The organism is Gemmatimonadaceae bacterium, assembly GCA_019752115.1.
In the GTDB taxonomy this organism is placed as follows: domain Bacteria; phylum Gemmatimonadota; class Gemmatimonadetes; order Gemmatimonadales; family Gemmatimonadaceae; genus Gemmatimonas.
Genome location: JAIEMN010000002.1, coordinates 167,005 through 191,678, shown reverse-complemented (window position 1 = coordinate 191,678; position 24,674 = coordinate 167,005). Strand labels below are relative to the sequence as shown.

The following is a 24,674-nucleotide window of genomic DNA, read 5'->3' as shown; positions in this document are numbered from 1 at the left end:
GCGATCGACACGCGCGCATGACCGAGAGCTATCCGTCGCCGGCCATCCTGGCGTCGCGACGCCTGCTGGGCCCCAACTGGTATGCGGCCGAGGCCGGTGCGTTGTTGGAGCTGCGCGTGGCCGATGCGGCCGCGCGCGATGCGCTCGCCCGATGGCCCGAAACCCTCCGCCGCTTCATCGGCGCCCTGGGGTGGCCCACCGGCATCGTGCTCGTGCGTGAGGTTGGCGCGAAGGAGGCGCACGCCTTCTGTTCCGCGCCGCTCGACGGCCTGATGACGGCGACCACGGTTGCCGAGCAGGCGTGGGTGCTCGCGGAAGGCACCGCCGCGGAGGATGAGGCGGCGGTGATCGCGGGTCTGCAACAGGCGTATCGCGAGGAGCAGCAGCACCTCGCGGCGGCCTCACAGTTGGTGCTGGCCGCCCGTGCGCGTGGCTTCTCCGCGCGCATGGATGACGACGTGGTGACGATCGGGAGTGGTCGCGGCGCGCGATCGTGGCCACTGGTGGATGCCCCGCGCGTCGAGGCCGTGGTGTGGCGTGCGATTGCGGATGTCCCGACGGCGCTCGTCACCGGGAGTAACGGCAAGACCACGACGACGCGCCTGGTCGCCGCGATGCTGCGTGCCGCCGGGCATGCGGTGGGGTGGAGCAGCAGCGATGGCGCCTTCGTGGAGAGTGTCGACGGTCGAACCACGCTTGAGGCCGGCGATCTGACAGGACCCGCCGGCGCGCGACAGGTGCTGGCGGATGCGCGCGTGAGTGCGGCCGTGCTCGAGACCGCCCGTGGCGGTCTGCTGCGACGTGGGTTGGTCGCCGATCGCGCCGACGCGGCGGTGATCACCAACATCTCACTGGATCACCTGGGCGACTACGGCGTCCAGTCGCTGCGGGATCTCGCCGACGTCAAGTCCACGGTGGCGTACGCGCTCTCGGCGACCGGGCGACTCATTCTGAACGCCGACGATGAGACGCTACGCGCGCTCGCGACATCAGGGCGATTGCCTGCGCAGGTGCCGGTGGTGTGGTTCAGCATGGATGCCACCTCCGACCTGGTACAGGCGGGCGTCGACGCGTTCGGTGACGGCGCCGTGGCCATCGACGGGCACCTGCTGGTGGCCCACGACGGCATCTGGAGTGATGTCGGGCATCTGCGCGACATGCCGCTCACGCTCGACGGCGGGGCCGGGCACAACATCGCCAATCTGCTGGCGAGCACACTCACGGCGGCGGTGCTGCAGGCGCCGCTCGACGCCCTGCATCGCGTCGCGCACACCTTTGGCACCGATCCCCTCGACAACGCGGGGCGACTGTACCGCCAGCAGGTCGGCGGCGTCAGCATTGTGACCGACTACGCGCACAATCCAGCGGGGCTGCGGGCGCTCCTCCAGACGGTGCGCACGTGGCCCGCGACGCGACGCCTGCTGGTGTTGGGACAGGCGGGCGACCGTGATGATGCGCAGCTCACGGAGCTTGCCCAGGCGGCGCTCGACGGCCCGCCGTTCGATTGCATCATCGTGAAGGAGATGGTGCACGCCTTGCGCGGCCGCGCGTTCGGCGAGGTCTCTCGGGTGCTGACGACCGCGTTGCGCGAGCGAGGGGGCGCGGTGCTCGACATTCGCCAGGCGCCCAGCGAGTGGCAGGCGGTGCGCGACGCGCTGACGTGGGCGCGGTCGGGGGATCTGCTGGTCTTACCCACGCATATCAGCAAGCGTGAGGTGCGTGAACTGCTGGCCACGTTGCAGGCGACGGGCTGGTCGGCGGGCGATCCGCTCCCTCCGGACGCCAGCGGCGGTCAGCACAACCCCTACAACCGCCCCTCGAACATCTGAATTGACCGCCCGACGTTCCGGCCCCATCGTGGTGGCGCGTGCCATGCAGTGCGCCCATCCCACCGGAGGTCTCATGCGTCGACTCGTGCTCGGCCTCGCCATCGTGGCGAGCTGTGCCATCCCCACGCTGCTGGTCGCTCAGGCCAAGCCCGCCGCACCCGCCAAGGCCCCGCCCGCGCCGGCGCCGGTGCAGAAGATTGATCTCGTGACCGTGAGCGGCATCGACTACGCCTTCGCGCTGCCGCAGGTCCTGAGCGCCGGCACGATCACGTTCAATCTCGTGAACAACGGCGAGGACGTGCACGCGATGACGTTGTTACAGCTGCCGGACAATCACACCATGCGCGACTTCCTCGATACCTATCATCGTGGCGGGATCATCCCCGCGTGGATGACGACGCTCGGGCAGACGTCGACGATTGCGCCCAAGCAGGAAGCTTTCCTCACCGCACGGCTCAAGCCGGGTAAGTATGTGCTCGCCTGCCTGATCCCGACGCGCGATGGTCGGGCGCACACGGAAAAGGGGATGGTCCAGTCATTCTCGGTGAAGTAACCGCACGCGCATGCAAAAAACGGCGGGGTCTGGCTTGCCAGACCCCGCCGTTCTGTATGCCGGCGCTGCGACTACATCGCGATCTTCTTGAGCTGCAGCTTCTTGGCCTGCTCGCGCAGGTGTTCATCCATCTTGAGGCGCGGAATGCCGTTCTTGAGCCACTCCGGTGCCGGCTGCGCCTTGAGATATGTGTCCCAGTATTCGATGAGGCGCTGGCTGTAGTCCTTGCGGTTGCGGAGCTGCGCGAGGCCGTGATTCTCGCCCACGTACTCGAGCAGGATCACATCCTTGTTCAGCTGGCGCAGCGTGTTGTAGTAGGTGATGCCCTGGTTGAAGTCCACCGCGCCGTCCTTGTCGTCGTGCAGGATGATCAGCGGTGTCTTCACCTTGTCGGCAAAGCGGTTGGGGGAATTGCGCTCGTAGGCGTCCTTGTTCTCGAGGAAGTTCCCCTTGAAGCGCCCCTGCGAGCTCTGGAAGATTCCCTGATTCGCGCCGCCGGTGTTCCAGTAGACCGAGCTGTACATGCTCACCATGTCGGTGAGCGGGGCGCCGGCCACGGCACTCTTGAAGATGTTGGTCTGCGTGACGAGGAAGCTGGTCTGGTAACCGCCCCACGAGTGGCCGTGCAGCCCCACGTTGGCCGAATCCACGATGCCGGTCTTGATGGCGGCCTTCACGGCCGGGACCACGCTCCACACGGCGCTCATCCCCGGATCGTTGATCTTGTACACGATGTCGGGGAGGAACACGGCGTAGCCACGCGAGGTGTGCACGCCGATCAGGGCATTCGGTGAGCTCGAGAAGGTCGGGGAGTAGAAGCTGTTGAGTGCATCCGACTGCAGTTCGTAGATGAACGTGAGCGTCGGATACGTCTTCCCTTCCTGATACCCCGCGGGCAGGTACAGCACGCCCTGCAGCGAGTCGCCCTTTTCGGTGACGTAGTCCACCAGCCGGGAGCCGGGGCTCCAGGCCACGCCGTTCATGTTGGGGTTGGCATCGGAGAGGCGCACCGAGTCGGCCAGCGCGTTGTTTGCGAACGCCACGCGCCAGTAATCGGGGAAGCGCGCCGACGTCTGGATGGACGCCACCCACACCTCGGCATCCTTTGCCTTCATGGGCGCGATGCGCGTGTCGCGCCAGCCGCTGACGGCCACCACGCCACCCTTGACGCCATCGACACGCACCATCGCTTCCTTCTTGGTGCGGGCCTGCATGGCCATCACGTACATCGGCTTGGTGAGATCGATGGCGCGCTCGCGCGGGTCGAAGCCCACGCGCCGCTGGTAGCGGATGCGCTTGGCCTTGCCGTCGCTGGTGAGGTTGAGGTACGACCCGCCGGCGAGCCCGACCCGCCAGATGTCATAGTTGTCCTGCAGCAACACCGACTTGCCATCCTTGCTGAAGCCGATGACCTGCGTGGGCGGCCGGTCGACATTGTGGTCGTCTTCGGTGTCGACAAAGCTCACCGGTGCGGCCTTGGTGATGTTCGTCGTCACCTTGGTGGCGACGTCGTACGCCTGCCAGTGGCCGTCATCCCAGAAGAGCACCGTGCGCCCGTCGGGCGAGAGCTGCGAGACCGAGTGCGCCTCTTTCTTGACCAGCGTCTTCTCGCCGGTGCGCGCGTCAATCACGTACACATCGCGGCGCTGAATGCCGTCCACGCTCGTCTGGCGTTCGTACGGCGAGACATCCGTGCCCAGAAGCTTGCTGTCACGGCCGGCGAAGGTGGCGGTGCGCACCTTGTCGTCGGTGAGCTGGACCACCTGCTGCGTGGCCGGGAAGTAGGTCGCGAGGAAGGAGAAGCCCTTGTCGGCCTGCTCCTGCACGAGCTGCATGCTCTGGAGACGCGGGTCCTTGTGGTGCCACAGAATGAGCGTGGGCTTTTCGTCGTCTTCGAGCAGTTCGCTCTTCGGCACTGGCGGCGTGGCGACGCGCAGGCCAATCACCAGGCCATCGAGCGACTCCATCCACCGCGGCGCGCGGTCGGGGCTGACTTCCATCCCGGTGGGAAGCGTGGCCTTGCCACCGAGTCCGACCTGCACCTGCTGCATCGCCGGCGTGGCGACCTTGCTGACGCCAATTGCGGCCCACGTGGTGTCGGTGCCGGCGCTATCGGCGGTGCCCTTGAGGAACGCGAACGCATCGAGCGAATCGCTCCACGCGAGGCGACGGTAGAGCGCCTTGCTGGCGTCGATCACCTTCACCGTGCCGTTGGCGAGGTCACGCAACTGCACGCCGTTGCCGGCCATCTCGCGCGCATCGATCGCGTACGCGAGCCAGCGACCCTTTTCGTCGAACGCGAAGTCGGCGACGTTGCCGACATTGAACACATTGGACGTGCCGAGCTCGTAGAGGAGCATGTCGGTGCCATCCACGCGGCCGCCGCCACCGCCGAGCGGATTGCCGCCCATCCCCGGCGCACCGGGCTGCGGGCCGCCAGCACCACCGCCGCCGCCACCACCACCGGGGGCGTCAGCGCCATAGAGCTGCAGGCCGAGGAACTTGGGGCTCTCGCCGCCGAAGGCGATGCGACGCACCCGCTCGAACTCGCGCTGCTCTCCGGTGGCGAGGTTCACCACCAGCGCCTTGCTCTGCACGGGGCGGCGCTGCTGCCGCATCCGCTTCTGCTCGGCGCTCTTGGGATAGACCAGCATGGCGACCCACTTGCCGTCGCCGGACAGGATCAGCCCACCACCACCGCCACCGCCCGGGCCACCACCGGCGGCGGGCGCCTCGCCGATGGGGTAACGGCGCACGGTGCCGGCGGCCGTGGTCTGGCGCACGATCACTTCGGCGTCGCCTTCATTGGGCGCCTGGATGTAGGCGAACCAGCTGCCGTCGTTCGAGAGCTGCTGGCTGCGAATGTTCTTCCAGGCCGAGATGTCGGCGGCGGTGATGGGGCGCGGGGCGGCGCCTTGCGCCGCGAGGGGCGCGGAGGACGCGGAGAGGACGCAGAGCGCGGAGGCGGTCAGCGTCAGATGCAGACGGAGGGTCATGAAAACTCCGGGGGAAAGGAGGGACGCCGGAGTCTACGAGATGGCCGCGGTCGGCGCTGCGGGGGGCGGTTCGGTCGCCGTGCTTGCGTTTTAGTGTACTAGGACAGATAGTACACTCGTGCTCCCCTTTCCGGTCACCCTCGTTCCGGGCGAATCGCCCTACCGGCAGGTCGTCTACGCGGCCACCAAGGCGGTCGTCAGTGGCGTCATGCCGCCGGGGGCGCCCTTTCCGTCGGTGCGGGAGCTGAGTCAGGCGCTCAAGATCAATCCCAACACCGCCCACAAGGTGGTGCAGGAGCTGGTGCGCAACGGGGTGCTGCAGGTGCTCCCCGGGGTTGGCACGGTCGTGGCGGAAGCCGCCCGGTCGTCGCGAGCCGAGCGGCGCGCGCTGCTCAGCACGCAGGTGGAGCAGTTGGTAGTGGAAGCGCGCCGACTGGGCGTGCGTGAGCAGGATGTCCTGGATGCGGTGTCGGCACGCTGGGCGGAGTTGTCCGGCGGATCCACGTCTTCACGGGCCGCATCGGATGATGCGGACGAACTGGAGTGACGCATGGCCAATGAGTCAGTGCGCGCCGCGATTGCGTTGCGCGGCGTTTCGCATCGCTACGGGCGCAAGGTGGTGCTCGACCAGCTCGACCTCACCGTCCCCGAGGGGGCGATGTATGTGCTGCTCGGCGCAAACGGCGCCGGCAAGACCACGCTGCTGCGGCTGCTGATTGGTGTGGAGCGCGCGCGTGCCGGGTCGGTGGAGATCTTTGGCACACCCGTAAGCAAGCTCACGCTCGCGCAGCGGCAGCAGATCGCTTACGTGGCCGAAGGGCAGCAGCTCCCCGACTGGATGCGTGAGGAGCAGCTCGAGGCGTACTGCGCGCCGCTCTATCCCACGTGGGACACGGCGCTCGCGGCATCGCTGCGTGAGCGCTTCGATCTCGACCCCAAGCAGAAGCTCGGCAAGATGTCGCGCGGGCAGCGCATGAAGGCGGCGCTGCTCTGCGCGCTCGCGCCGCGTCCCAAGGTGTTGCTGATGGACGAGCCCTTCACCGGCATGGACGTCGCGGTGAAGGACGAGCTGGTGCGAGGCCTGCTCGATGTCGCCGGCGACGAGGGGTGGAGTGTGCTCATGAGCACGCATGACATCGCCGAGGTGGACACGGTGGTGGACTACGCGGGGTTCCTGAAGGGGGCGAAGCTGCAGCTGGAAGGGCCGGTGGAGCAGTTGCGGGAGATGTACCGGCGCGTGGAGTTCACGTTGAATGGGGCGGCGAGCGACGTGCGCGTGCCGGATTCGTGGAAGCAGGTGGAGCGGGCGGGGCAGCGATTGATGGCGGTGGTGCCGGCCAGTGAAAGGCTGACACCGGACCTGTTCGCTGGCGCAGTCCTGGAGCAGCCCGCACGACCGCTGACGCTGAAAGAGCTGTATCTCGCGGTGCAGGCGGGCGCATGAACGCGTGGCGCATGGTCTGGCACCTGGCGAAGTGGGATCTGGTACGGATGCGGTGGTGGATCGTGAGTGTGAGCGTGCTGCTTGCCGTCCAGACGGGCGTCTCGATGCGCACGTGGACCACTGATCCAACCTTTTGGATCACGGCGCTCGGAGGGCTACTTATTCCGCTCTCGGTGATTGTGACCGTGCAAGGCGATGCGCCGCTGTCACCAGACGCGTTCTACCGTGGACGGCCCATTCGCTGGTGGGCCGTGCCGGTCAGCAAGATGATGGTGCTGACGCTCGCGATTGGCGTCCCGTCCTTGGTTCTCGCTGTTGGGCCGCTATCGCAGTTCCAGGAGCCGATGCCCGTGCGCCTCGCACACCTCGGCGGAATCGTGGTTGGAGTCGGTGCGCTCGTGTTCGGCTGGCTGTGTTGGGGCGCGGCGACGACCAGTCTGGTCGCGTGTGGAGCCGTTTGGTTGGCGTCGCTGCTGGTCAATGCACTTGCCAGTTGGGCGCTGCACAGCTCCGCTTGGTGGAGCAACCCTGAGGTCCCGTGGGTCGCCTCGCTTGCGCTGACGATCATTGTTGCGGCGCTCTATCGCTGGAAGTGGTCACCTCGGGCGGCGGCGACGGCGATGCTGTGTGTGACAGTGCTCGAAAGTCTGGTGAGCACGAAGTCACAGCTGTACCGCCCCGGCATGAGCAGAAGCGCTAGAAGTGCCATCATTCGCGACTCGCTCCCGATGACCATCGATTCGGTTTCGTTCGAACAGCCGCACGTATTGCGCGTCGCGTTTCATCTTTCCACCGTCGGTCGCGCTGATGGTGTTCGGCTCTCGAATCTGTTCGTGCGCACCGAGGGCCTCAGCACGGTATTCAATCTGGTCGGGGCAAATCAGGTGTCCGGGGCGCGAGTCGTGCCGTCACGTCACTCGGCTGATTCCATCTCAATCACGGATGCGTCGGGAGCAGGGCGTGTGGAGTTTCGAATGAACGGGATGTCGAGCTCCGGAAGTGGTGCGTCGACGACTCGTGATCTGTTCTTTTCGGCACCTGACGCCGCTGGCGTGCGCCACGCGACGGGTGTTCTCGTCGTGGCGACCGTTGATACCGCGCTCTCGAGAGTCCAGAAGCTCTCACTGAGCGGAACAGTCGCGACGTTCTCCGCCACACCCGAAGGGAGGCTCTCCTTGCGGGCCGGTGCCGCGCCAAGCCGTGGGCCAGTGCAGTGGCACGTTGAGCAGCAGCTCGCAGAGGGGCGTCTGGAATGGGGACTGGTACGCACGTCGATCGGAGCCGCTCCGCCGATCGACGAATCGTCAGAAGATCCTCTCTTCTTTGGACATTACGCGACGCGCTTGTGGAGGAACGGACGCGCGAACGCAGAGGCGGTATCCATGAATGGATCCAATTCCATGTACAGCGCCATGATCCTTCCGGGATTGTACAAGCGTGTGGAGACTCTCAGCTTTACCCCTCCGCCGCTTGCCGCCCGATCGGTCGATAGTCTCGAGGTGTTTCGACTGTCGGCGCCCCAACGCGCTCAGGTGCGCGCGACGTTTGCACCTGCGACCCAGCTAGGGCGCTTCCCGTGACGTCGCCTGGGCACGTGCTTCACCTACTGCGGTGGGAACTCAAACGGGCCATTTGGTGGCTCGCGGCCATTGGAGCGCTGTCCGTGCTCGCAGCAAGCGCCGCCGCGTTCGACGTATGGGGCACCGGAGTCGCCGTGATTCCGGTCTTCGTGCTGGTCGTCGCCGGTGTGGCCGTTGCCGTTCTGATGGTCAGCGACGCTCCGCTGGATGCGACGGCGCATTGGGTGGGCAGGCCAATCGACGCCGCGAGCCTATTTCTGGCAAAATTGATTGCGGCGCTGGTGTGCTTCTTTGGTGTACCGCTTGCTATGCAATGGGTGGTGCAGGTGCGCGGAGGCGTGCCGATCGAACGGGCCTTCGGCGATCTCGTGCTGAGCGCGCAGATGGTCCTGAGTTGGCTGCTCGTTGCGATGGCGGTCGGGGCCGTCTCCCGCAGCATTCGCGGAATCGTTGTAGGCACACTCGTCGTCATGCTGTTCACGGGACTCAGTAGTCTGCTGTTATACAACGCCGCCTTCGGGTTTTCGGTTGGCGTGCGGGCGCCGCTGAATCCGGCGGTGCTCACTGCGCTGTATCGGATCAGTCTGCTCGCTCCGGTTGCAATCGTCGGCTGGGTTTACCTGCGGCGCCCGAGTGTTGTGTGGGCGCGAAGCGCTGTCGTTCTGCTATTGCTTTTTCGGGTGTTCACGTTGCTGTTGACGCTGGGGCGTGGCGGTGACCCGGGCGCTCTTCGCGCGGTGCGGGACGCGTGGGTCATTGATTCCGTCAGCCTTGAAGACTCCATCCGACTGCGGGTGGCTTATCATGTCAACGGACAGACGGACAGCACCGGGATCCTACCCGAGGTCGCCCGAGGGCAGTACCTCTTGCGGACCAATCGGATCGACACCGCGTACTTCGTCGGAGAAGTTCGTGAAAATGAGCCGGCCGATTCGAGAGGGGCGATGCGCGACCTGACGGATCGCGGGGATATGCGATCGCTGCGCAGGAAGCTCGTGCGCTCCGGGGTGCTCCTCTTACAGTCGCCGCGCCCGCTGGTATCGGGCGGAAGCCTCGATGCTTCGATCCTCGCGGCGCAATTCCGTCTGGGCGATTCGATCAGCGCGCCACTAAGAATCGGGACCGTGTTTCAGCATCGGTCTCGCCGAATTGGTCTCCTGCTTGATTCAAGTCGAGGCGATGCCCACGAGCGGGTACACACTTGGTTGTTCCTGGGCGACCTCAGCGGAGGCGTACAGATGCCGGTGGCCGCCGAGTTAAATCCCCTGCAGTATCTCGAATTATCGGTCGCGAGTACTCAGCACGGCTGCTGCACGCCACTAGAGACGAGATACGCCTTGGTCGAGGAAAGCGGCATTGTTTTCCCGGGCATTCGGCGAATCCGCCAGAAGGCGCTGCTTGGCGACGGTCCGCCGCGCTTTGCCGCTGACGAAATGAGGCTGGTTCTGCGCGAATGGAAGCTTGTCGATGTGCTTGAGCACCGCGCATCGGCGCACTTCGAGCCGCCGGTTCGGCGATAGGGGCCTCAGTTCCCCACAACAACAGGAGGCTTCAGGAGCGCGGTGCACCCTCAACCGCCTTTCCCGCCGAGGTTGCCTCTTCTTCATCAACCCATACCTTTGCGGCATCCTCTCACCCCGAGTCGATTCCGCATGGTTCAGCTCGCTCGCATAGCCGCCGGCACCCTCGCCGGCGTGGCGCTCCTCAGCGCGGCCAAGCCGGCGCCGCGCCCGGCCAAGCCCGTCACGCCTTCCCCCGTCGCCGCCCCGCGCGCGACGGGCCTCACCTTCAAGTATCGCGTCTCTTCCACGGCGTCGGACAAGAAGCAGCGAGAAGCCAAGAGCTTCTTTGCCACCGTCCGCATTGCGGAGGGGAATGTCCGCATGGACTACCTCGAAGGGACGACGCCCATGGGCAAGAAGGGCGGGTACGTCATCGTGAAGGGCGATCCGGCGCAGTTCATCATGGTGGACCCGAACGAGAAGCAGGCCATGATCATGAGCGCCGAGCTCATGGGCAGCGGCTTGGGCGCGATGGCCAACAACCCGATGCTCAAGATCTCGTACTCCGATCAGTCGTTCCGCTTCCAGGATCTGGGCGCGGGCGAAGTGATCCTCGGCTACAAGACCCGCAAGGTGCGCACCTTCTACACCAGCACGGTGGAGACCAAGGTGCTCATGATGAACAACAAGGTCACCACCACCGACACCAGCGATCAGTGGATCGCGAGCGGCATCAAGATGGATCCCGGGTCGCTCGAGAAGTGGTCGAAGAGCTTTGCCAGTGGCGTGAAGAGCACCAATCCCGAACTCGCAGCGCAGATGGCCAAGTACCAGAACGAGTACGGCAAGACGGGCATGGCGCTCAAGACGGTCACCTACAGCACCGCCGTGGACAAGAAGGGCAAGGCGACGATCGATACGCTCACGATGGAAGTGACCGAGCTGTCGAATGGTGCCATCGACATGAGCATTTATGAAGTCCCGGCCGACTACAAGGTCACCGATCTCCAGCAGGTGGTGAACGGCGTCAAGGCGCAGGCTGATAGTGCCGCCAAAGCCGACGAGGAGAAGGACGGCAAGAAGGACGAGAAGAAGAAGGAAGAGAAGCCCAGCGCGAAGGATGCGCTCAAGCAAGGACTGGGCGGCATGTTCAAAAAGAAGCCCCCGATGTGAGCATTCGGCACGCGCACGGCGTCAGGGTTTCCTTTATATAGCCCGGCCCCGGACGGGACGACACAACCGAGTGATGCGCCGAAGCGTCTGCTGGGCGACGTAGTTCACAGCGCTCGGTCAGTGTCAGTCCCGTCCGGGGAACTGTTATGCAGTGGTATTTGGATCGCTCTATCAGTGCGAAACTGCTGATCGCTTTTGCGATCGTCGCGCTGAGTGCCGCCGTCGCCGGTGTCGAAAGCATTCGCACCATGCGTCAGATGTCGCAGGCCGACGCAACGCTGTACCGCGACATCACCGTGCCGCTCGGTGATATTGGTAACGCCGCCAAGAACTTCCAGCGCACGCGCGTGAATCTGCGCGATGCGATCTACAACTCGCCGACGCCCGCCAAGCTGGACGAGCGCGTCGCAACGCTGGCGTCGCTCAATCGGGCGATCGACTCGATTCTCGCCAAGTTCGAGCCGTCACTGATCGATGCGCAGATCCGCGCCGAGTTCGATACGCTCAAGCAGAATCGACAGGCCTTCCTGCCCTATCAGGACAGCATCCTCGCCTTCGCGCGCGCCGGGAAGCAGGCCGCCGCGGTGGCCGTGCTCAACGGCGACGCGCTCGCGGCCGCCAAGCGCGTCGAACAGAGTTTCGAGGACGTGATGGACGCGAAGGTGCTGGATGCCGATACGGTCGCCACTACCAACGCCGCCGCCGCGAGTGAATCCACGTGGCTCATCGTGGGGCTGGTGATCTTCTCGGTGTTCGTGGCGATCAGTGCGGGGATATCGCTGGCGCGGCTCATTGGCCGTCCGCTCCAGGCCATGGCACAGTCGGCCCGTCAGCTCGCCATTGGCGACATCACCATGATCACGCCCATCGCCCGCAAGGACGAGACGGGTGTGCTGTCGCAGGCCTTCGTGGAGATGATTACGGCGCAGCAGGCACTGGCCACCGCCGCCACGCGCATTGCCCAAGGTGATCTCTCGATGCCGGTGCAGGCGCGCAGTGAGCGCGACGAACTCGGACGCAGCTTTGGCGCGCTGCAGCACACGCTGCAGGGGCTGATCGATGAAAGCCTTCGGCTCGCCAAGGCGGGTACCGACGGCCAGCTGAGCACGCGTGGGGACGCCGCCAAGTTCCATGGCGCGTTCAAGGAACTGATCGGCGGTTTCAATGCCACGCTTGATGCGGTGATCCAGCCGGTCCAGGAAGCGGCTGCCGTGCTGCAACGGCTGGCCGATCGCGACCTGACGGTGCATGTCGACGGGCAGTATCGCGGCGATCACGCACAGATCAAGGACGCGCTCAACCGCGCCATCGACGCGCTGCGCGCCACCATGGAGAATGTGGCGGCCTCCACCTCGCAGATCGCGAGCGCCGCCAACCAGATCGCTACGACCAGTCAGTCGCTGGCGCAGGGCGCGAGCGAACAGGCGGCGTCGCTCGAAGAGACCTCCGCGAGCCTGGCGGAACTCGGAGGCTCCGCCGAGCGCAATGCGTCCTCGTCACGCGCTGTGCAGGTGCAGGCCACGCAGGCCCGTGAGACCACGCAAGCCGGCGTGCAGGCCATGCAGCAGTTGCTCACGGCGGTCGAAGAGATTGGCCGCTCGGCCAACGAAACGGCGCAGATCGTGAAGAGCATCGACAGCATTTCGTTCCAGACCAACCTGCTGGCGCTCAACGCCGCCGTTGAAGCGGCGCGCGCGGGCGACGCCGGCAAGGGCTTCGCGGTCGTGGCGGAGGAGGTCCGCGCGCTCGCCATTCGGTCCGCCGATGCCGCCCGCCAGACCGCCGCGCTCATCGAACAGAGCGTCACCAGCGCCAAACGCGGCGCCGAGCTGACGCGGCAGGTCGAAGGGCGCCTCACGCAGATCGACAAACAGGTCGAGGGCGTCTACGACGCCGTGGGCGACATCACCACCGCCTCCGAAGGCCAGCGCGAAGGCGTCGGTCAGGTCAACCTGGCGATGGGGCAGATGAACGCCGTCACCCAGAGCGTGGCGGCCAGCGCCGAAGAGAGCTCCAGCGCCAGCGAAGAGCTGGCCGGGCAGAGCCAGATGCTGGCGGCGTTGGTGGGGGAGTTCAAGCTGAGTGCAGCGGGGGGGCGAACGCTGAAGCGGGTGGCCTAACACAGAACGCACAACCAAAAACCCGAAACCCTGAACCGATCAGTTCAGGGCTTCGGGTTTTTGGTTCTGGGTCGTGGGTGTTCGGGCGCCTAGAACTTCACGATGTCCAGGTACGCCTCCCGGAACGTGCTCACCTGCGGCAGCGTCGCGTCTTCGAGGCTCGGCGCGTAGCCGACCCAGGTGTCGGCGCTGGCAACGCGCTTCACCGGGGCGTCGAGCCACGCGAAGCACTCGTCGGCGATCGCGGCGGCGATCTCGGCGCCGTAGCCCCAGGAGAGCGAGTCTTCGGTGCCCACGATCACGCGGCCGGTCTTCTTCACGCTGGCGAATACCGTTTCCTTGTCCCACGGCGAGAGCGTGCGAAGGTCGATCACTTCCACGCTCGGCCCCCCTTCTTCGGCCAGCTGCTTGGCCGCCACCAGCGCGCGCTGCACCGTGGCGCCGTACGTCACGAGCGTGACGTCGCTGCCTTCGCGCAGAATGTTCGCCTTGCCGAACGGGATCATGAAGTTCGGGCCGGGATACTGCGCCTTGTTGTACGTCTGGCGATACAGGTGCTTGTGCTCGAGGAAGATCACCGGATCGTCGCAGCGGATGGCCGTGCGGAGCAGGCCGTTCGCGTCGAGTGCGTTGCTCGGGCACACGACCCGGAGTCCGGGGTTGTGTGTGAAAAGCGATGCGCCGGTCTGCGAGTGATAGATGGCGCCGCGGATGTAGCCGCCGTACGTGGTGCGCACCACCACCGGGCTCGCCCACGCGTTGTTCGAGCGCCAGCGCATGGTGGCGAGCTCGTCACGGATCTGCATGAACGCCGGCCAGATGTAATCGAAGAACTGAATTTCGACCACCGGCTTGTAGCCGCGGTGCGCGAGACCGATCGCGCGGCCCAGAATGTTGGCTTCGGCGAGCGGCGAGTTGTACACGCGCGCGCTGCCGTACTTGGTCTGCAGGCCGTGTGTCACCTTGAATACGCCGCCCTTGCCCTTGACCTTGCCGAGGTACTGATCGCGCGACACGTCGGCCACATCTTCGCCGAAGACCAGGATGCGTTCGTCGCGCGCCATTTCGTCGCGCATGCAGGCGTTGAGCAGGTCCACCATCGTGGTGGGCTCACCGCTGAACTGCGGATCGTCCTCGGTGTCGAAGCGCTCCGAGGTCGGATCCACATCGGGCGAGTAGACCGCGTACATGACCGTGTCGGCGCCCGGCATCGGCTGCGCGAGCGCGTCGTCGGTGGCCGCCAGAATCTCGGCGTCGGCTTCGTCGCGGATGGCCTGCAGCTCAGCTTCGGTCGCGTAGCCTTCGGCCAGCAGGAACGCCGGGAAGGTCTTGAGCGGATCACGCGCCGCGTCGGCGTCGCGCTCTTCGGGCGGGCGATAGAACACTTCGTCGTCCGAGAGCGAGTGTGAGTACGGGCGGATCACCTTGGCGTGCACGAACGCCGGGCCCTTCCGCTCGCGGGCATGCTGGACGGCGCGGTGCAGGACCTCGTACGACGCGAGGAAGTCGCAGCCATCGACTTCCTGGATGTAGAGATCGGGGAAGCCGGAGACGACCTTGGAGATCGAGCCGCCGGCGGTGTTCACCTCGACCGGCACCGAGATCGCGTAGCCGTTGTCTTCGACGAGGTAGACGATCGGCAGCTTGAGGTTGGTCGCCGTGTTGAGCGACTCCCAGAACTCGCCTTCCGACGTGGTGCCGTCGCCGGTGGTGACGAGCACGACTTCATCGCCCGGGAAGCCATCGGTGATGCCGAGCTGGCTGGCCCGTAGCGTCGCTTCGGCGGCGCCGACCGCCTGGAGGAACTGCGTCCCGGTCGGGGAGCTCACCGACACGACGTTCAGCTCCTTCTTGCCCCAGTGGCTGGGCATCTGGCGGCCGCCCGAGTTCGGGTCGATCGCGGCGCCGACGGCGCTGTACAGCATCTCGGCCGGCGACATCCCCAGCTGCAGCATGAGGGCGCGGTCACGGTAGTACAGATAGAACCAGTCGTGCGCCGGGCGGAGCACGTGGCCGGCGGCCGCGGCGAGCGCTTCGTGGCCGGCGCCGGAGATCTGGAAGAAGATCCGGTTCTGCCGCTTCAGCTGGATTTCCTTGTCGTCGAGGCGCCGCGACGTGTACATGGTGCGGTACGCCTGCAGCAGCTGCTCGGGCGTGAGCGCAGGCGCGCTGCCGGCGGACTCGGCGCCGGCGCCCTTGCGGACGCGGCTCGGACGGGTGGACGTAGCCATCGAAAACCCTGGGAAAAAGCGGCGGAAATGCTAACGGGCGGAAATTAGCGGCGCGGCCGGCGAACCACAGGGCTTGACGGCCGGCCAGCCCGCTGGGATACGTCCCGCCGCCCCGGGGTGCTGGCCGCCGGTGCGTATTCCGCCGACGGGATCAGCCGCCGCTTGCCGCGCGTTGGTCCGGAACGCACGTTGCCTACTCGTTCCTCCCCAATTGCACGCATGCAAGCGCCCACCGCACCGATGAAGCCGTCCACTGGCCACTGCATTTTCTGTGACCTGATCCGCGGCGCCGCCGAAGTCTCCATCTGCTATGAAGACTCCACGGCGATCGCCTTCCTCGACATCCAACCGGTCAACCCGGGTCACGTGCTGGTGGTCCCGCGGGAGCACTACGAGACCCTGCAGGACATCCCCGGGGACGTCGGGCTCCATCTGTACCAGACGGCCGTGAAGCTCATTCCGGTCGTGCAGACGGCGGCGGGCGCCAGCGACATGAACATCGTCGTGAACTCGGGGCAGGCGGCCGGCCAGAACGTGATGCACTACCACATCCATCTGATCCCACGAAAGGATGGCGACGGCTTTGATGTGCCGCTGCCGTTCCCGGGGTCCGAGATGCCGAACCGGCAGCAACTCGACGCCATGGCCGCCCGGATCGGCTCAATGCTTCGGGATCCGATGAAGCGGAGCTAAGCCGGCCGGACACTCCCGTGACGTAGCGGCATCACAAAGCTACTTGACGGGAGCAGATCCGTGATCAATACTCGCGACAGCGGTTTGCGTGGTCCACCCAGTCCTTCTGGAGGATGATGCGTTCCACTCGCGGCAGCACCCCTGCGCTCCTCGGCACCGGCGACCATGCGGTCGCGGGCCGGGCGCTCCACCGGTCGCCGCGTCTGTCGGCACCGGTCGCTCCCTCCGCCGCCTTCGCTCCTCAACGCCCCGACGCGAGATCGCTGATCTCCGCCGGGGCGTCGTCTTTGCGAGGGGCATAGGCATGGCGAAACGACCGACGCTCAAGCTCAGCCGCAGCGGGACCGACCGCAGCGGCACCGACCGCGGGGGCACCGCCCGCGGCGGACGCCCTTCCCGACGCGCCGCCGTGCGCACGCGGGCGACCCGCGATGCGCGTGGCCGCAAGCAGACGGCGCCGCGCTCCCGACAGGCCCAGGTGGCCCGCGGCGTCATGCTGCATGTCGCGATGAAGCGCGCGCTGCGCAAAGGGGCGCTCCGCGACTGCAGCCAGCGCTGTGTGTACTGCGCCACCCCCCTCGACCAGCACACGGCCACGCTCGATCATGTCGTGCCGCTGGCACGCGGTGGGGCGCACGATCCGGGCAACGTCGTGGCCGCCTGCGGGCCGTGCAACCGGCTCAAGGGTGACCTGCTGCCGTTCGAGTTCTTCGCTCGGCATCCGTGGGCCGGGCTCAACTTCGTGCGCTTTGCGCGCAACGTGCACCGCGCACTCAAGCGTGGGGCGCGTCGGGCGGTGAGTCTCGCCTGCGCGCGCGAGACCGATCTGGCAGCGTAGGCGACCATTATGCCCCGCGTCGTCAAACCCATCGCCCTCGTGCCGTTGCTGCTGCTGGTCCTGCTGACCACCGTCATTCTGCTCGAGATCTGACCGCCTCACCGGCGGCGACACCGAAACGGCGCAGCGCGGTATCTTCCGCGCATGCGCCGTTCTCGTTGGCTTTCGTGCATGATGGGTTCGCTGCGGCCGCTCCTGCGCTCCATCCCGCGGCTGGGCGGCGTGGCGATGACTGTGACCACGACCGCAGCCACGACCGCGGCCGCGCAGTCGCTGGCCTCGCAGCCGTCGGACAGCATCGTGCGGCTGGCCATCGATCCGGCCCGCGCTGGCGCGCGCGGCGTAGTGGTCCTGCTCGACGAAAGCGTGTTGCGCGTAGAGCCCGATGGGCGCTGGACCCAGCAGGTGCGTCAGGTGGTGCAACTGCTCGATGCCGCGATGGCGCCGCAGGTGGCCGAGCGTGCGCTGGGGTACGCACGTGATCATCAGACGCTGCGCCTGGACTGGACGCGCGTGCTGCGCCCCGATGGGCGCGTGGTGAGTGATCGGCCGGCGCAGGATCAGGAAGGGGATCTCGCGGCGGCGCTCAACAATCCCGTCTACAGCGATCAGCGCGTGCGGCGCGTGTCACTCGCCGGCGTCGCCGCCGGCGTGATCGTGGACATGGCCTACACGCTCGAGGAACGGGCCCCGCGTCGCCCGGGCGATTTCTTCGTGCAGTGGGGGCTCAACGGACCGGTCCCGCTGCGTCGTGCGCAGCTGGTGGTCGATGCGCCCGTGGGCTACGAGCCGCGCATCGTGGAACGCAATCTCGTAGTGCGCCGGCAGGAACCGGTGATCGGCAATCGCCGGCGCTTCATCTGGCGCAGCGCCGATCAGGATCCCGTGCCGGCTGAGGCGTTCGCGCCCGACTCCAACGACCTGCAGCAAGTGGTCGCGGTCGCCGGCCCGGCGAGCTGGAACGATCTCGCGCGCTGGTACGACAGTCTCGCCCGCAGTCGGTACGCGCTGCCGCCCGCAGTACAGCGCGCCGCCGATTCGGTGATCAGCGCCAGTCGAGCCGCGACCCGCGCCGACAGCATCCGGGCGTGGCATCGCTGGGTGGCGCAGGACATTCGCTACGTGAGCGTCGCGCTCGGCATGGGGAGCTACCAGCCGCGCAGCGCCGAGGAGGTCCTCGCGTCGGGCGTGGGAGACTGCAAGGACAAGGCGACGCTGTTTGTGGCGCTGCTACGCCGGGCCCGCATCGAGGCGCAGCCCGTGCTGCTGCATCTCTCGGGGCGCGTGATCGAGGGCGCGCCCAGCATCGCGCAGTTCAATCATGCCATCGCCGCCGTGCGGGATGGCGCCGCGTGGACGTTCACCGATCTCACCGCCAACCTCGTGCCGTACGGCGAGCTGCCGCCCTCATATCAGGGCGGGCGGGCGCTACGGCTCACCGCTTCCGGCGACGGCGAACTGGTTACGCTGCCGGCCAGCAGCGCCACTACCACCACGGCATCGCTGCAGTTGGTCTATCGCATGGACTCCAGCGGCACCGCAGTGGGGAGCGGGCGCGAGCGCGCCGCCGGGACGCCCGCGCTCGGTACGCGGGCCCTGTTCGCCACGCCGCTCGACGATGTGCGTCGCGCCGCCGTGGCGCGTCAGATTGCGCAGACGATCATTGGCACCGACGGCGGCGTCGACGCGCGTATTGACTCGCTGGTGGGATTCGATGGCCGTGATCTCACCGCGGCGCCGGATGTGCGCTACACGCTTCGGGTGACCGATGCGGCGCGCCGCGTGGGCACCACGCGGGTGCTGAGTATTCCGCTGGTGATGCGCGGCCCGGCGCGCCAGTTCCGCGCGGCCGTGCGCGAGTTGGAGGGGGCGGGCCCACGGCGCCTGCCGATCGACGGGGCGCGGATCCTGCCCACCATGACCACCGCCCTCGAGTGGCGTGTGACGCTCCCCGAGGGGTGGACGGTCGACCTGCCGGCGCCGGTCGATACGCGCAGCTTCTTTGGGCATTATGAAAGCCAGTGGAGCGTGCGCGGTCGGGAGCTGGTGCTCGTGCGGCGCCTCTCCGGGCAGCGCGGCGTGGTGGGGCCGGAGCGCATGATCGAAGTGCTCGTCTGGCTGCGCACCGTGGGCGCCGACGATCAGGAATTTCTTACGATGAAGCCGGTGGCGACGCGCGCCCCGGAAGGAGCACGCTGATGCGGTGGAGTCCCGGTGGGCGGAGCGACGATCTCGAAGATCGCCGCGGGAGCTCCGGCGGTGGCATGGGGTTCGGCGGCGGCGGAGGCGGTGGCATGCGCCTCGGCGTCGGCGGCATGCTCGTACTGGTGGTGCTCAGCATCGTGTTCAAGCGCGACCTGATCACACCGTTCCTGGGCGGTGGTGGCGTGGGGCCGGCGCCATCGGCCGCCGTGGCTCCGTTAAACGATCCGCGCGAAGAGCAGATGGTGCAGTTTGTCTCGATGGTGCTCGACAGCACGCAGTCCACCTGGACGCACACCATGTCGCAGTACCAGCGCACCAAGCTCGTGCTCTATCGCGATGTCACCGCCACGGCCTGCGGCACGGGGCAGGCGGCGAGTGGCCCGTTCTATTGCCCCGGCGATCAGAAGGTCTATCTCGACCTCAGCTTCTTCAACGAACTCGACACCAAGTTCGGCGCACCCGGCGATTTTGCGCAGGCGTATGTGCTGGCGCACGAGATCGGTCATCACGTGCAGAATCTGCTCGGCACCGAGCAACAGCTGCGGCAGCTGCAGTCGCGCAATCCCGGGCGGAAGAATCAGTTCTCGGTGGCGATGGAGCTGCAGGCCGATTGCTACGCCGGGGTGTGGGCGCATGAGGCGGCGCGGCAGGGGATCCTCGAGCCGGGCGATATCGACGAAGGGCTCTCGGCGGCCGAATCCGTGGGGGATGATCGGCTGCAGCGGATGGCGGGCCGGGCGGTGAGCCCGGAGTCGTTCACCCACGGCTCCTCGGCCGACCGGCGCAAGTGGTTCCGGCAGGGTTTCGACTCCGGCGATGCGCGGTCGTGCGACACCTTCACGGCGCTCAGCCGATGAGCGCGCCCATGCCAAGCAGCTACGCGCCGCGCCCCGGGGTACTGCAGGAGCAGACCTGGCCCGCCATGCGTGAGGGGGCGTGGCCGGTGGCGTTGCTGCCCTTCGGCGCTACCGAGCCGCACAACACGCATCTCCCCTACGGTACCGATACCATCCTTGGCGGCGAAGTCGCCGCGCGGGTCGCCGCCGCGTGTGTGGCCAACGGCACCGGTGTCGTGGCGCTCCCCGCGATTCCCTTCGGCGTGAATACCACGCAGCTCGATCTGCGCTTCACGATCAACGTGATGCCCAGTACGCAGCTGGCGCTGCTGCGCGACGTGATCCGCAGTCTGGAGCCGCACGGCGTGAAGGCACTCGTGTTGCTCAACGCGCACGGCGGCAACGAACTGCGCGCCCTCGTGCGCGAGCTGCAGCCGGAGACGCCGCTGCTCCTCGCCATCGTGAACTGGTGGCAGGCCGGCGATCATGCCACATTCGCCGAGGCGGGCGATCATGCGGGCGAACTCGAGACGGCTGCGGTGCAGCATGTGGCGCCCCAGCTCGTGGTCCCCGACCGCACCACGTGGGGGGAGGGAAAGGCGCGGCCCAGCCGCTTCGAGGGGGTGCAGCGCGGGTGGGCGTGGATCCCGCGGCGCTGGACGCAGGTGACCGACGATACCGGCGTGGGGCGGCCGCACGAAGCCACAGCCGATAAGGGCGCGGCCTTCATCGCCCAGGCGGTAGCCCGCATTGCGCAGTTCTGCGAGGAGTTGGCCACCGCGGACCCGGCGGCCCTCTACCGCGACGGGTGACCGGGCGGGGCTGTTAAGCCCCTGATAAGAACGGAGGGCTAAGGTGACTGGCGTTCGTACCTCGCGCTAAAAACGAGGGACGCCACTCCTCCCGCCTCCCTGGTCTCCGTCTGTGCAATTCTGGCTGCATTCGCCCCTGCTGATGTGGGGGCCTCTCATCGCCGTGCTCGTACTGTTCCTGGGCGCGCTGGCGGTGTTCGCGGTGCAGACCGCGCGCCATGGCCTTGTCACCTCCGCGCGCGCCGCGCAGTTAGGGGACAGCGTCGTCCTGAGCCGCTTCTTCGTGGAGTACGGCCTTTGGATGTTCCGCCCGGCCATCCGGTGGCTGGTGCGGCTCGGGGTGCACCCCGATCACGTGTCGTGGGCTTCACTTTGGCTGCATCTGCTCGCCGCGCTGGCACTTGCCGCCGGCGGATTCGGCGTCGCCGGCTGGGTGCTCCTGTTCGGGGCAATCTGTGATTCGCTCGATGGCGGCGTGGCGCGCGCGCGCGGGCTTTCGAGCGACGCGGGCGAGGTGCTCGATGCGGTGATCGACCGCTGGGCCGAGATGGTCGTGTTCTTCGGCTACGCCTGGTACTACCGGAACGACCCGTTCGGCTTCGTGGTCTCGGTGGCGGCGTGCGCGGGCGCGGTGATGGTGAGCTACACGCGCGCCAAGGGAGAGACGGTGCAGGTGGATGCCAAGATGGGGCTCATGCAGCGCCACGAACGGGCGACCTACCTGATCGTCTCCACGATCTTCTCCACGCTGATCGAAACGTGGTGGCCGTCGGGTGATCCGCCGCGGCATTGGCTGGTGCTGGCGGCGCTGACGTGCATTGCCGTGCTGGCGAACGTCACCGGCATGGTGCGCACGCGCTTCATCCGTCAGCAACTGCGGCAGCGGTGATCCGCCACCTGATGTCGCCGGTGGAAGTCGTGCGCTTCGTGAAGGCGCAGTGTTCCACGGGCATCGCCACGCTGCTCGAGTGGGGGCTGGTGCTGCTCCTCACGCGGCTCGGCCTCTGGTACGTCGGATCGGCCGTCGCCGGCGCGGTCGCCGGTGGCGTGACTGACTTCGCGATCAAGAAGTGGTGGGTCTTCAGCACCCATCGGGCTGAGCCGGCCGCGTCGCCGGCGTCCGCACTCGCCCTGACCGGCGGCGAGGCCATCCGTTATGCAGCCGTCAGCGGCGCCTCTGCACTCTTGTATGGCGCCGCGGTCTATCTGCTTGTCGATCTCCTCCACTGGCACCTCCCCGTGGCCGTCGTCGGCGGCTCCGTGCTGGTGGGAATCTTCTGGAACTATCCCTTGCATCGCTTCTTCGTCTTCTCGCCGGTGACCGCTTCCTCCCCGGTCTCGGGGCACTCCGCATGAATCGCGTTCACCTGCAGACGGCCATTCCCGGGCCGCGTTCTCAGGCGATCGTTGCCTCCGAGCAGCAGCACCTCGCGCCGGGGCTGCAGAGCTTTGCGCTCTGGGCCGGTGTCGCGATGGACCACGGGCAGGGCAGCCATATCACCGATGTCGATGGCAACACGTTCGTTGACCTGATTGGCGGCATCGGCGTCAACGCGCTCGGCCACTCGCATCCGAAGTTCGTGGCGGCGATGCAGGCCCAGGTGGCCAAACTGTCGGTCGGCAGTTTCACCTCCGAGCCGCGCGCCGCGCTCGTCAACGAGCTCACGGCGCTCGCGCCGGCGGGCCTCGATCGGCTGCAGCTGTATTCGGGGGGCGCCGAAGCGGTGGAATCGGCGATTCGCCTGAGCCGCTGCGCCACCAAGCGTCAGGACATCGTGGGCTTCTGGGGTGGCTTCCACGGCAAGACCGCCGGCGCGATGGCGCTCATGGGCTCTGAGGCTCGCCATGGTCTCGGGCCGTTCCCGGTCGGCACGACGCAGATCCCGTACGCCGACTGCTATCGCTGCCCGTTCGGTCTGCAGTACGGCTCCTGCGGCATCGCCTGCGGGGAGTTTGCGCGCAAGGCGATCAAGCAGCAGCCACAGGGGCCGGTGGCCGCGGTGATCATCGAGCCGATGCAGGGGACGGCCGGCAACGTGGTGCCGCCGCGCGAGTTCCTGCCGATCGTGGCCGAAGCGGCGAAGGAAGCCGGTGCGCTGCTGATCGCCGACGAGATGATCACCGGCATGGGGCGCACGGGTACGCTCTGGGGCGTGGACCATACCGGCGTGCAGCCGGATGTGGTGACGCTCGGGAAGGCCTTCGGCGGTGGCTACCCCGTGAGTGGCGTGCTGACCACGAGTGCCATCGCGTTCAGTGAGCCGTGGGCGAAGCCCTCGGGGGCCAGCTCGAGCTATGGCGGGAACGCCCTGGCGGCGGCGGCCTCGCTCGCCGCCATTCGCACCATTCGCGATGACCACCTCGCCGAGAATGCCAAGCGTGTGGGCGCGCACATGGTGCAGCGCCTGCGGGCCATGCAGGAGCGGTATCCGTTCATTGGCGACGTGCGCGGCGAGGGGCTGTTCATCGGCATCGACGTGGTCCGCGACCGGAAGACCCGCGAACCGATCCCGAACAGTGTCATGCGCGAAGTCTTCGAAGGCGCAGTCCGTCGCGGGCTGCTCGCCATGCTGTACACCGCACGCATTCGCCTGCAGCCGGCCCTGAACATCACGCAGGACGCGGCGGACGAGGGGCTCGACCTCCTCGAGGCCTCGTTCGCCGATCTCTCTCGCAGCGGACGGTGGCAATGACGCCGGGCTCCCTCGCGTCCTCACCGCGCCCGTTGCGGGGCGCCCTCATCGGGTACGGCTTCATTGGCGGACTGGGGCATCTCCCCGCCTATCGGGCGCGCACGGCGGCCCGCGGCGATGTGGAGATCGTGGCGCTGGCCGACAGCTGCCCGGCGCGCCTCGCCGATGCGGCGGCGCGCTATCCGGATCTGCGGCTGTATCCGGACCATCGGACGCTGCTCGACGCCGAAGCGGCGGGCCTCGATTTCGTGGACATCTGCACGCCGCCGTGCGATCACGCGCGCATTGCGCGGGAGGCGCTCGATGCGGGGTGTCATGTGCTCTGCGAAAAGCCGCTGACCACCAGCTTCGCGGAGGCCGACGAGCTGCTCGCCCATGCCGCGCGCCGTCGTCGCGTCTTGTATCCCTGTCACAACTACCTGCATGCGCCGGTGGTGCGGGCCATTCGCAGCCTGCTCGATGAGTCGCTCATCGGCCGTCTGCGGACCGTGGCCATGAACACCATGCGCAACACGCATGCGAAGGGTGTGACCGAATGGAACACGCACTGGCGCCGGCACGAGGCGTACAGTGGAGGTGGCATCGTGATGGATCACGGGAGCCACAGCTTCTACCTGCTGTTCGACTGGTTCGGCGCCTATCCGGAATCAGTGACCGCCAAGGTGAACACGCTCGATGGGCAGTTCGACACGGAAGACAACGCGAACATCGTGCTCACCTTTCCGAACGGCATGGCCAACGTGCAGCTTTCCTGGACGTGCGGCGTGCGCAAGGTCCAGTACGCGCTGCACGGCGAGGCCGGCGCCATCACGGTCGACGACGATAATCTCGAGCTGTCGCAGATGCGTCGCACGGCCGGGCCGGATATCGCGCAGGGCGCCGTGCGCTGGGATGTCGACCGCCGGTCGATCGCGTCGCATTGGGGCGATGCGAGTCACACCACGTGGTTCGATGCGCTCTTCTCGCGCTTCAAGGACGCGGTGCTCGCCGGCGACTTCGTGAGCGAGACGGCGCGGGATGCGCATCAGTGCATTGCGGTCATCGAGGCCGCCTATGCCTCGAGTCGCGCCGGGTGCCGCGAGATCGCCGTCGCCGACGTGCTCACCCGCAAGGTGGAGCACGCGCGTGGGGGACGCGCCGGTTCGCTCGTGACGGCCTGACCGGCGCGC

General features: G+C 67.1%; 19 protein-coding genes. 17 read left to right on the top strand and 2 right to left on the bottom strand.

The window, feature by feature from the left end; translation table 11 throughout:
- Window positions 1-17: 17 nt before the first annotated feature.
- Together K2R93_01125 and K2R93_01120 are read left to right on the top strand one after the other, a co-directional pair.
- Complete coding sequence (locus K2R93_01125) at window positions 18-1,829, top strand: hypothetical protein (GenBank protein MBY0488415.1); 1,812 nt, start codon at window positions 18-20, stop codon at window positions 1,827-1,829.
- 73 nt (window positions 1,830-1,902) lie between these two features.
- Window positions 1,903-2,382, top strand: a complete 480-nt coding sequence (locus tag K2R93_01120; protein MBY0488414.1) for a hypothetical protein — start codon at window positions 1,903-1,905, stop codon at window positions 2,380-2,382.
- A gap of 71 nt (window positions 2,383-2,453) precedes the next feature.
- On the opposite strand, the gene K2R93_01115 is transcribed toward K2R93_01120, so the two are convergent.
- The gene (locus K2R93_01115) at window positions 2,454-5,378 is read right to left on the bottom strand and encodes a prolyl oligopeptidase family serine peptidase (protein MBY0488413.1); all 2,925 of its coding nucleotides are present in this window, start codon (window positions 5,376-5,378) and stop codon (window positions 2,454-2,456) included.
- A gap of 118 nt (window positions 5,379-5,496) precedes the next feature.
- On the opposite strand from K2R93_01115, the gene K2R93_01110 reads away from it, so the two are divergent.
- The 6 genes from K2R93_01110 (at window position 5,497) to K2R93_01085 (ending at window position 13,197) form a co-directional block, all read left to right on the top strand.
- Window positions 5,497-5,925 (top strand): GntR family transcriptional regulator, encoded by a 429-nt coding sequence (locus K2R93_01110; GenBank protein ID MBY0488412.1) that lies wholly within the window; start codon window positions 5,497-5,499, stop codon window positions 5,923-5,925.
- Between the two features lie 3 nt (window positions 5,926-5,928).
- Complete coding sequence (locus K2R93_01105; protein ID MBY0488411.1) at window positions 5,929-6,822, top strand: ABC transporter ATP-binding protein; 894 nt, start codon at window positions 5,929-5,931, stop codon at window positions 6,820-6,822.
- Window positions 6,819-8,402: a hypothetical protein gene (locus K2R93_01100; protein ID MBY0488410.1), complete on the top strand. Its 1,584-nt coding sequence runs from the start codon at window positions 6,819-6,821 to the stop codon at window positions 8,400-8,402. Before K2R93_01105 ends, K2R93_01100 begins: the two co-directional genes overlap by 4 nt.
- Before the next feature lie 14 nt (window positions 8,403-8,416).
- Window positions 8,417-9,922 (top strand): hypothetical protein, encoded by a 1,506-nt coding sequence (locus K2R93_01095; GenBank protein ID MBY0488409.1) that lies wholly within the window; start codon window positions 8,417-8,419, stop codon window positions 9,920-9,922.
- A gap of 132 nt (window positions 9,923-10,054) precedes the next feature.
- On the top strand, window positions 10,055-11,077 hold the full coding sequence (locus tag K2R93_01090; GenBank protein MBY0488408.1) for a DUF4412 domain-containing protein: 1,023 nt from the start codon (window positions 10,055-10,057) through the stop codon (window positions 11,075-11,077).
- A gap of 158 nt (window positions 11,078-11,235) precedes the next feature.
- Complete coding sequence (locus tag K2R93_01085) at window positions 11,236-13,197, top strand: MCP four helix bundle domain-containing protein (protein MBY0488407.1); 1,962 nt, start codon at window positions 11,236-11,238, stop codon at window positions 13,195-13,197.
- A gap of 89 nt (window positions 13,198-13,286) precedes the next feature.
- On the opposite strand, the gene K2R93_01080 is transcribed toward K2R93_01085, so the two are convergent.
- Window positions 13,287-15,428 (bottom strand): dehydrogenase E1 component subunit alpha/beta, encoded by a 2,142-nt coding sequence (locus tag K2R93_01080; protein MBY0488406.1) that lies wholly within the window; start codon window positions 15,426-15,428, stop codon window positions 13,287-13,289.
- Between the two features lie 219 nt (window positions 15,429-15,647).
- On the opposite strand from K2R93_01080, the gene K2R93_01075 reads away from it, so the two are divergent.
- The 9 genes from K2R93_01075 to K2R93_01035 all read left to right on the top strand — a co-directional run bounded on the left by K2R93_01075 (window position 15,648) and on the right by K2R93_01035 (window position 24,665).
- Window positions 15,648-16,121, top strand: coding sequence for an HIT family protein (locus K2R93_01075; protein ID MBY0488405.1), 474 nt, complete (start codon window positions 15,648-15,650; stop codon window positions 16,119-16,121).
- Window positions 16,122-16,425: 304 nt separating this feature from the next.
- Window positions 16,426-16,959 (top strand): HNH endonuclease, encoded by a 534-nt coding sequence (locus K2R93_01070; GenBank protein ID MBY0488404.1) that lies wholly within the window; start codon window positions 16,426-16,428, stop codon window positions 16,957-16,959.
- Between the two features lie 144 nt (window positions 16,960-17,103).
- A complete protein-coding gene (locus K2R93_01065) occupies window positions 17,104-19,158 on the top strand; it encodes a DUF3857 domain-containing transglutaminase family protein (GenBank protein ID MBY0488403.1) in 2,055 nt (684 codons plus the stop codon).
- Window positions 19,158-20,021 (top strand): neutral zinc metallopeptidase, encoded by an 864-nt coding sequence (locus tag K2R93_01060; GenBank protein MBY0488402.1) that lies wholly within the window; start codon window positions 19,158-19,160, stop codon window positions 20,019-20,021. The genes K2R93_01065 and K2R93_01060 overlap by 1 nt, the downstream gene beginning before the upstream one ends.
- Before the next feature lie 8 nt (window positions 20,022-20,029).
- Window positions 20,030-20,812, top strand: coding sequence for a creatininase family protein (locus K2R93_01055; GenBank protein ID MBY0488401.1), 783 nt, complete (start codon window positions 20,030-20,032; stop codon window positions 20,810-20,812).
- Between the two features lie 142 nt (window positions 20,813-20,954).
- Window positions 20,955-21,701 (top strand): CDP-alcohol phosphatidyltransferase family protein, encoded by a 747-nt coding sequence (locus K2R93_01050; GenBank protein ID MBY0488400.1) that lies wholly within the window; start codon window positions 20,955-20,957, stop codon window positions 21,699-21,701.
- Window positions 21,698-22,168 carry a GtrA family protein gene (locus K2R93_01045; protein ID MBY0488399.1) on the top strand — a complete coding sequence of 157 codons (471 nt, stop codon included), beginning with the start codon at window positions 21,698-21,700 and terminating at the stop codon, window positions 22,166-22,168. The genes K2R93_01050 and K2R93_01045 overlap by 4 nt, the downstream gene beginning before the upstream one ends.
- Complete coding sequence (locus tag K2R93_01040; protein MBY0488398.1) at window positions 22,165-23,505, top strand: aspartate aminotransferase family protein; 1,341 nt, start codon at window positions 22,165-22,167, stop codon at window positions 23,503-23,505. Before K2R93_01045 ends, K2R93_01040 begins: the two co-directional genes overlap by 4 nt.
- The gene (locus K2R93_01035; protein ID MBY0488397.1) at window positions 23,502-24,665 is read left to right on the top strand and encodes a Gfo/Idh/MocA family oxidoreductase; all 1,164 of its coding nucleotides are present in this window, start codon (window positions 23,502-23,504) and stop codon (window positions 24,663-24,665) included. The genes K2R93_01040 and K2R93_01035 overlap by 4 nt, the downstream gene beginning before the upstream one ends.
- The last annotated feature ends 9 nt before the right edge of the window (window positions 24,666-24,674 follow it).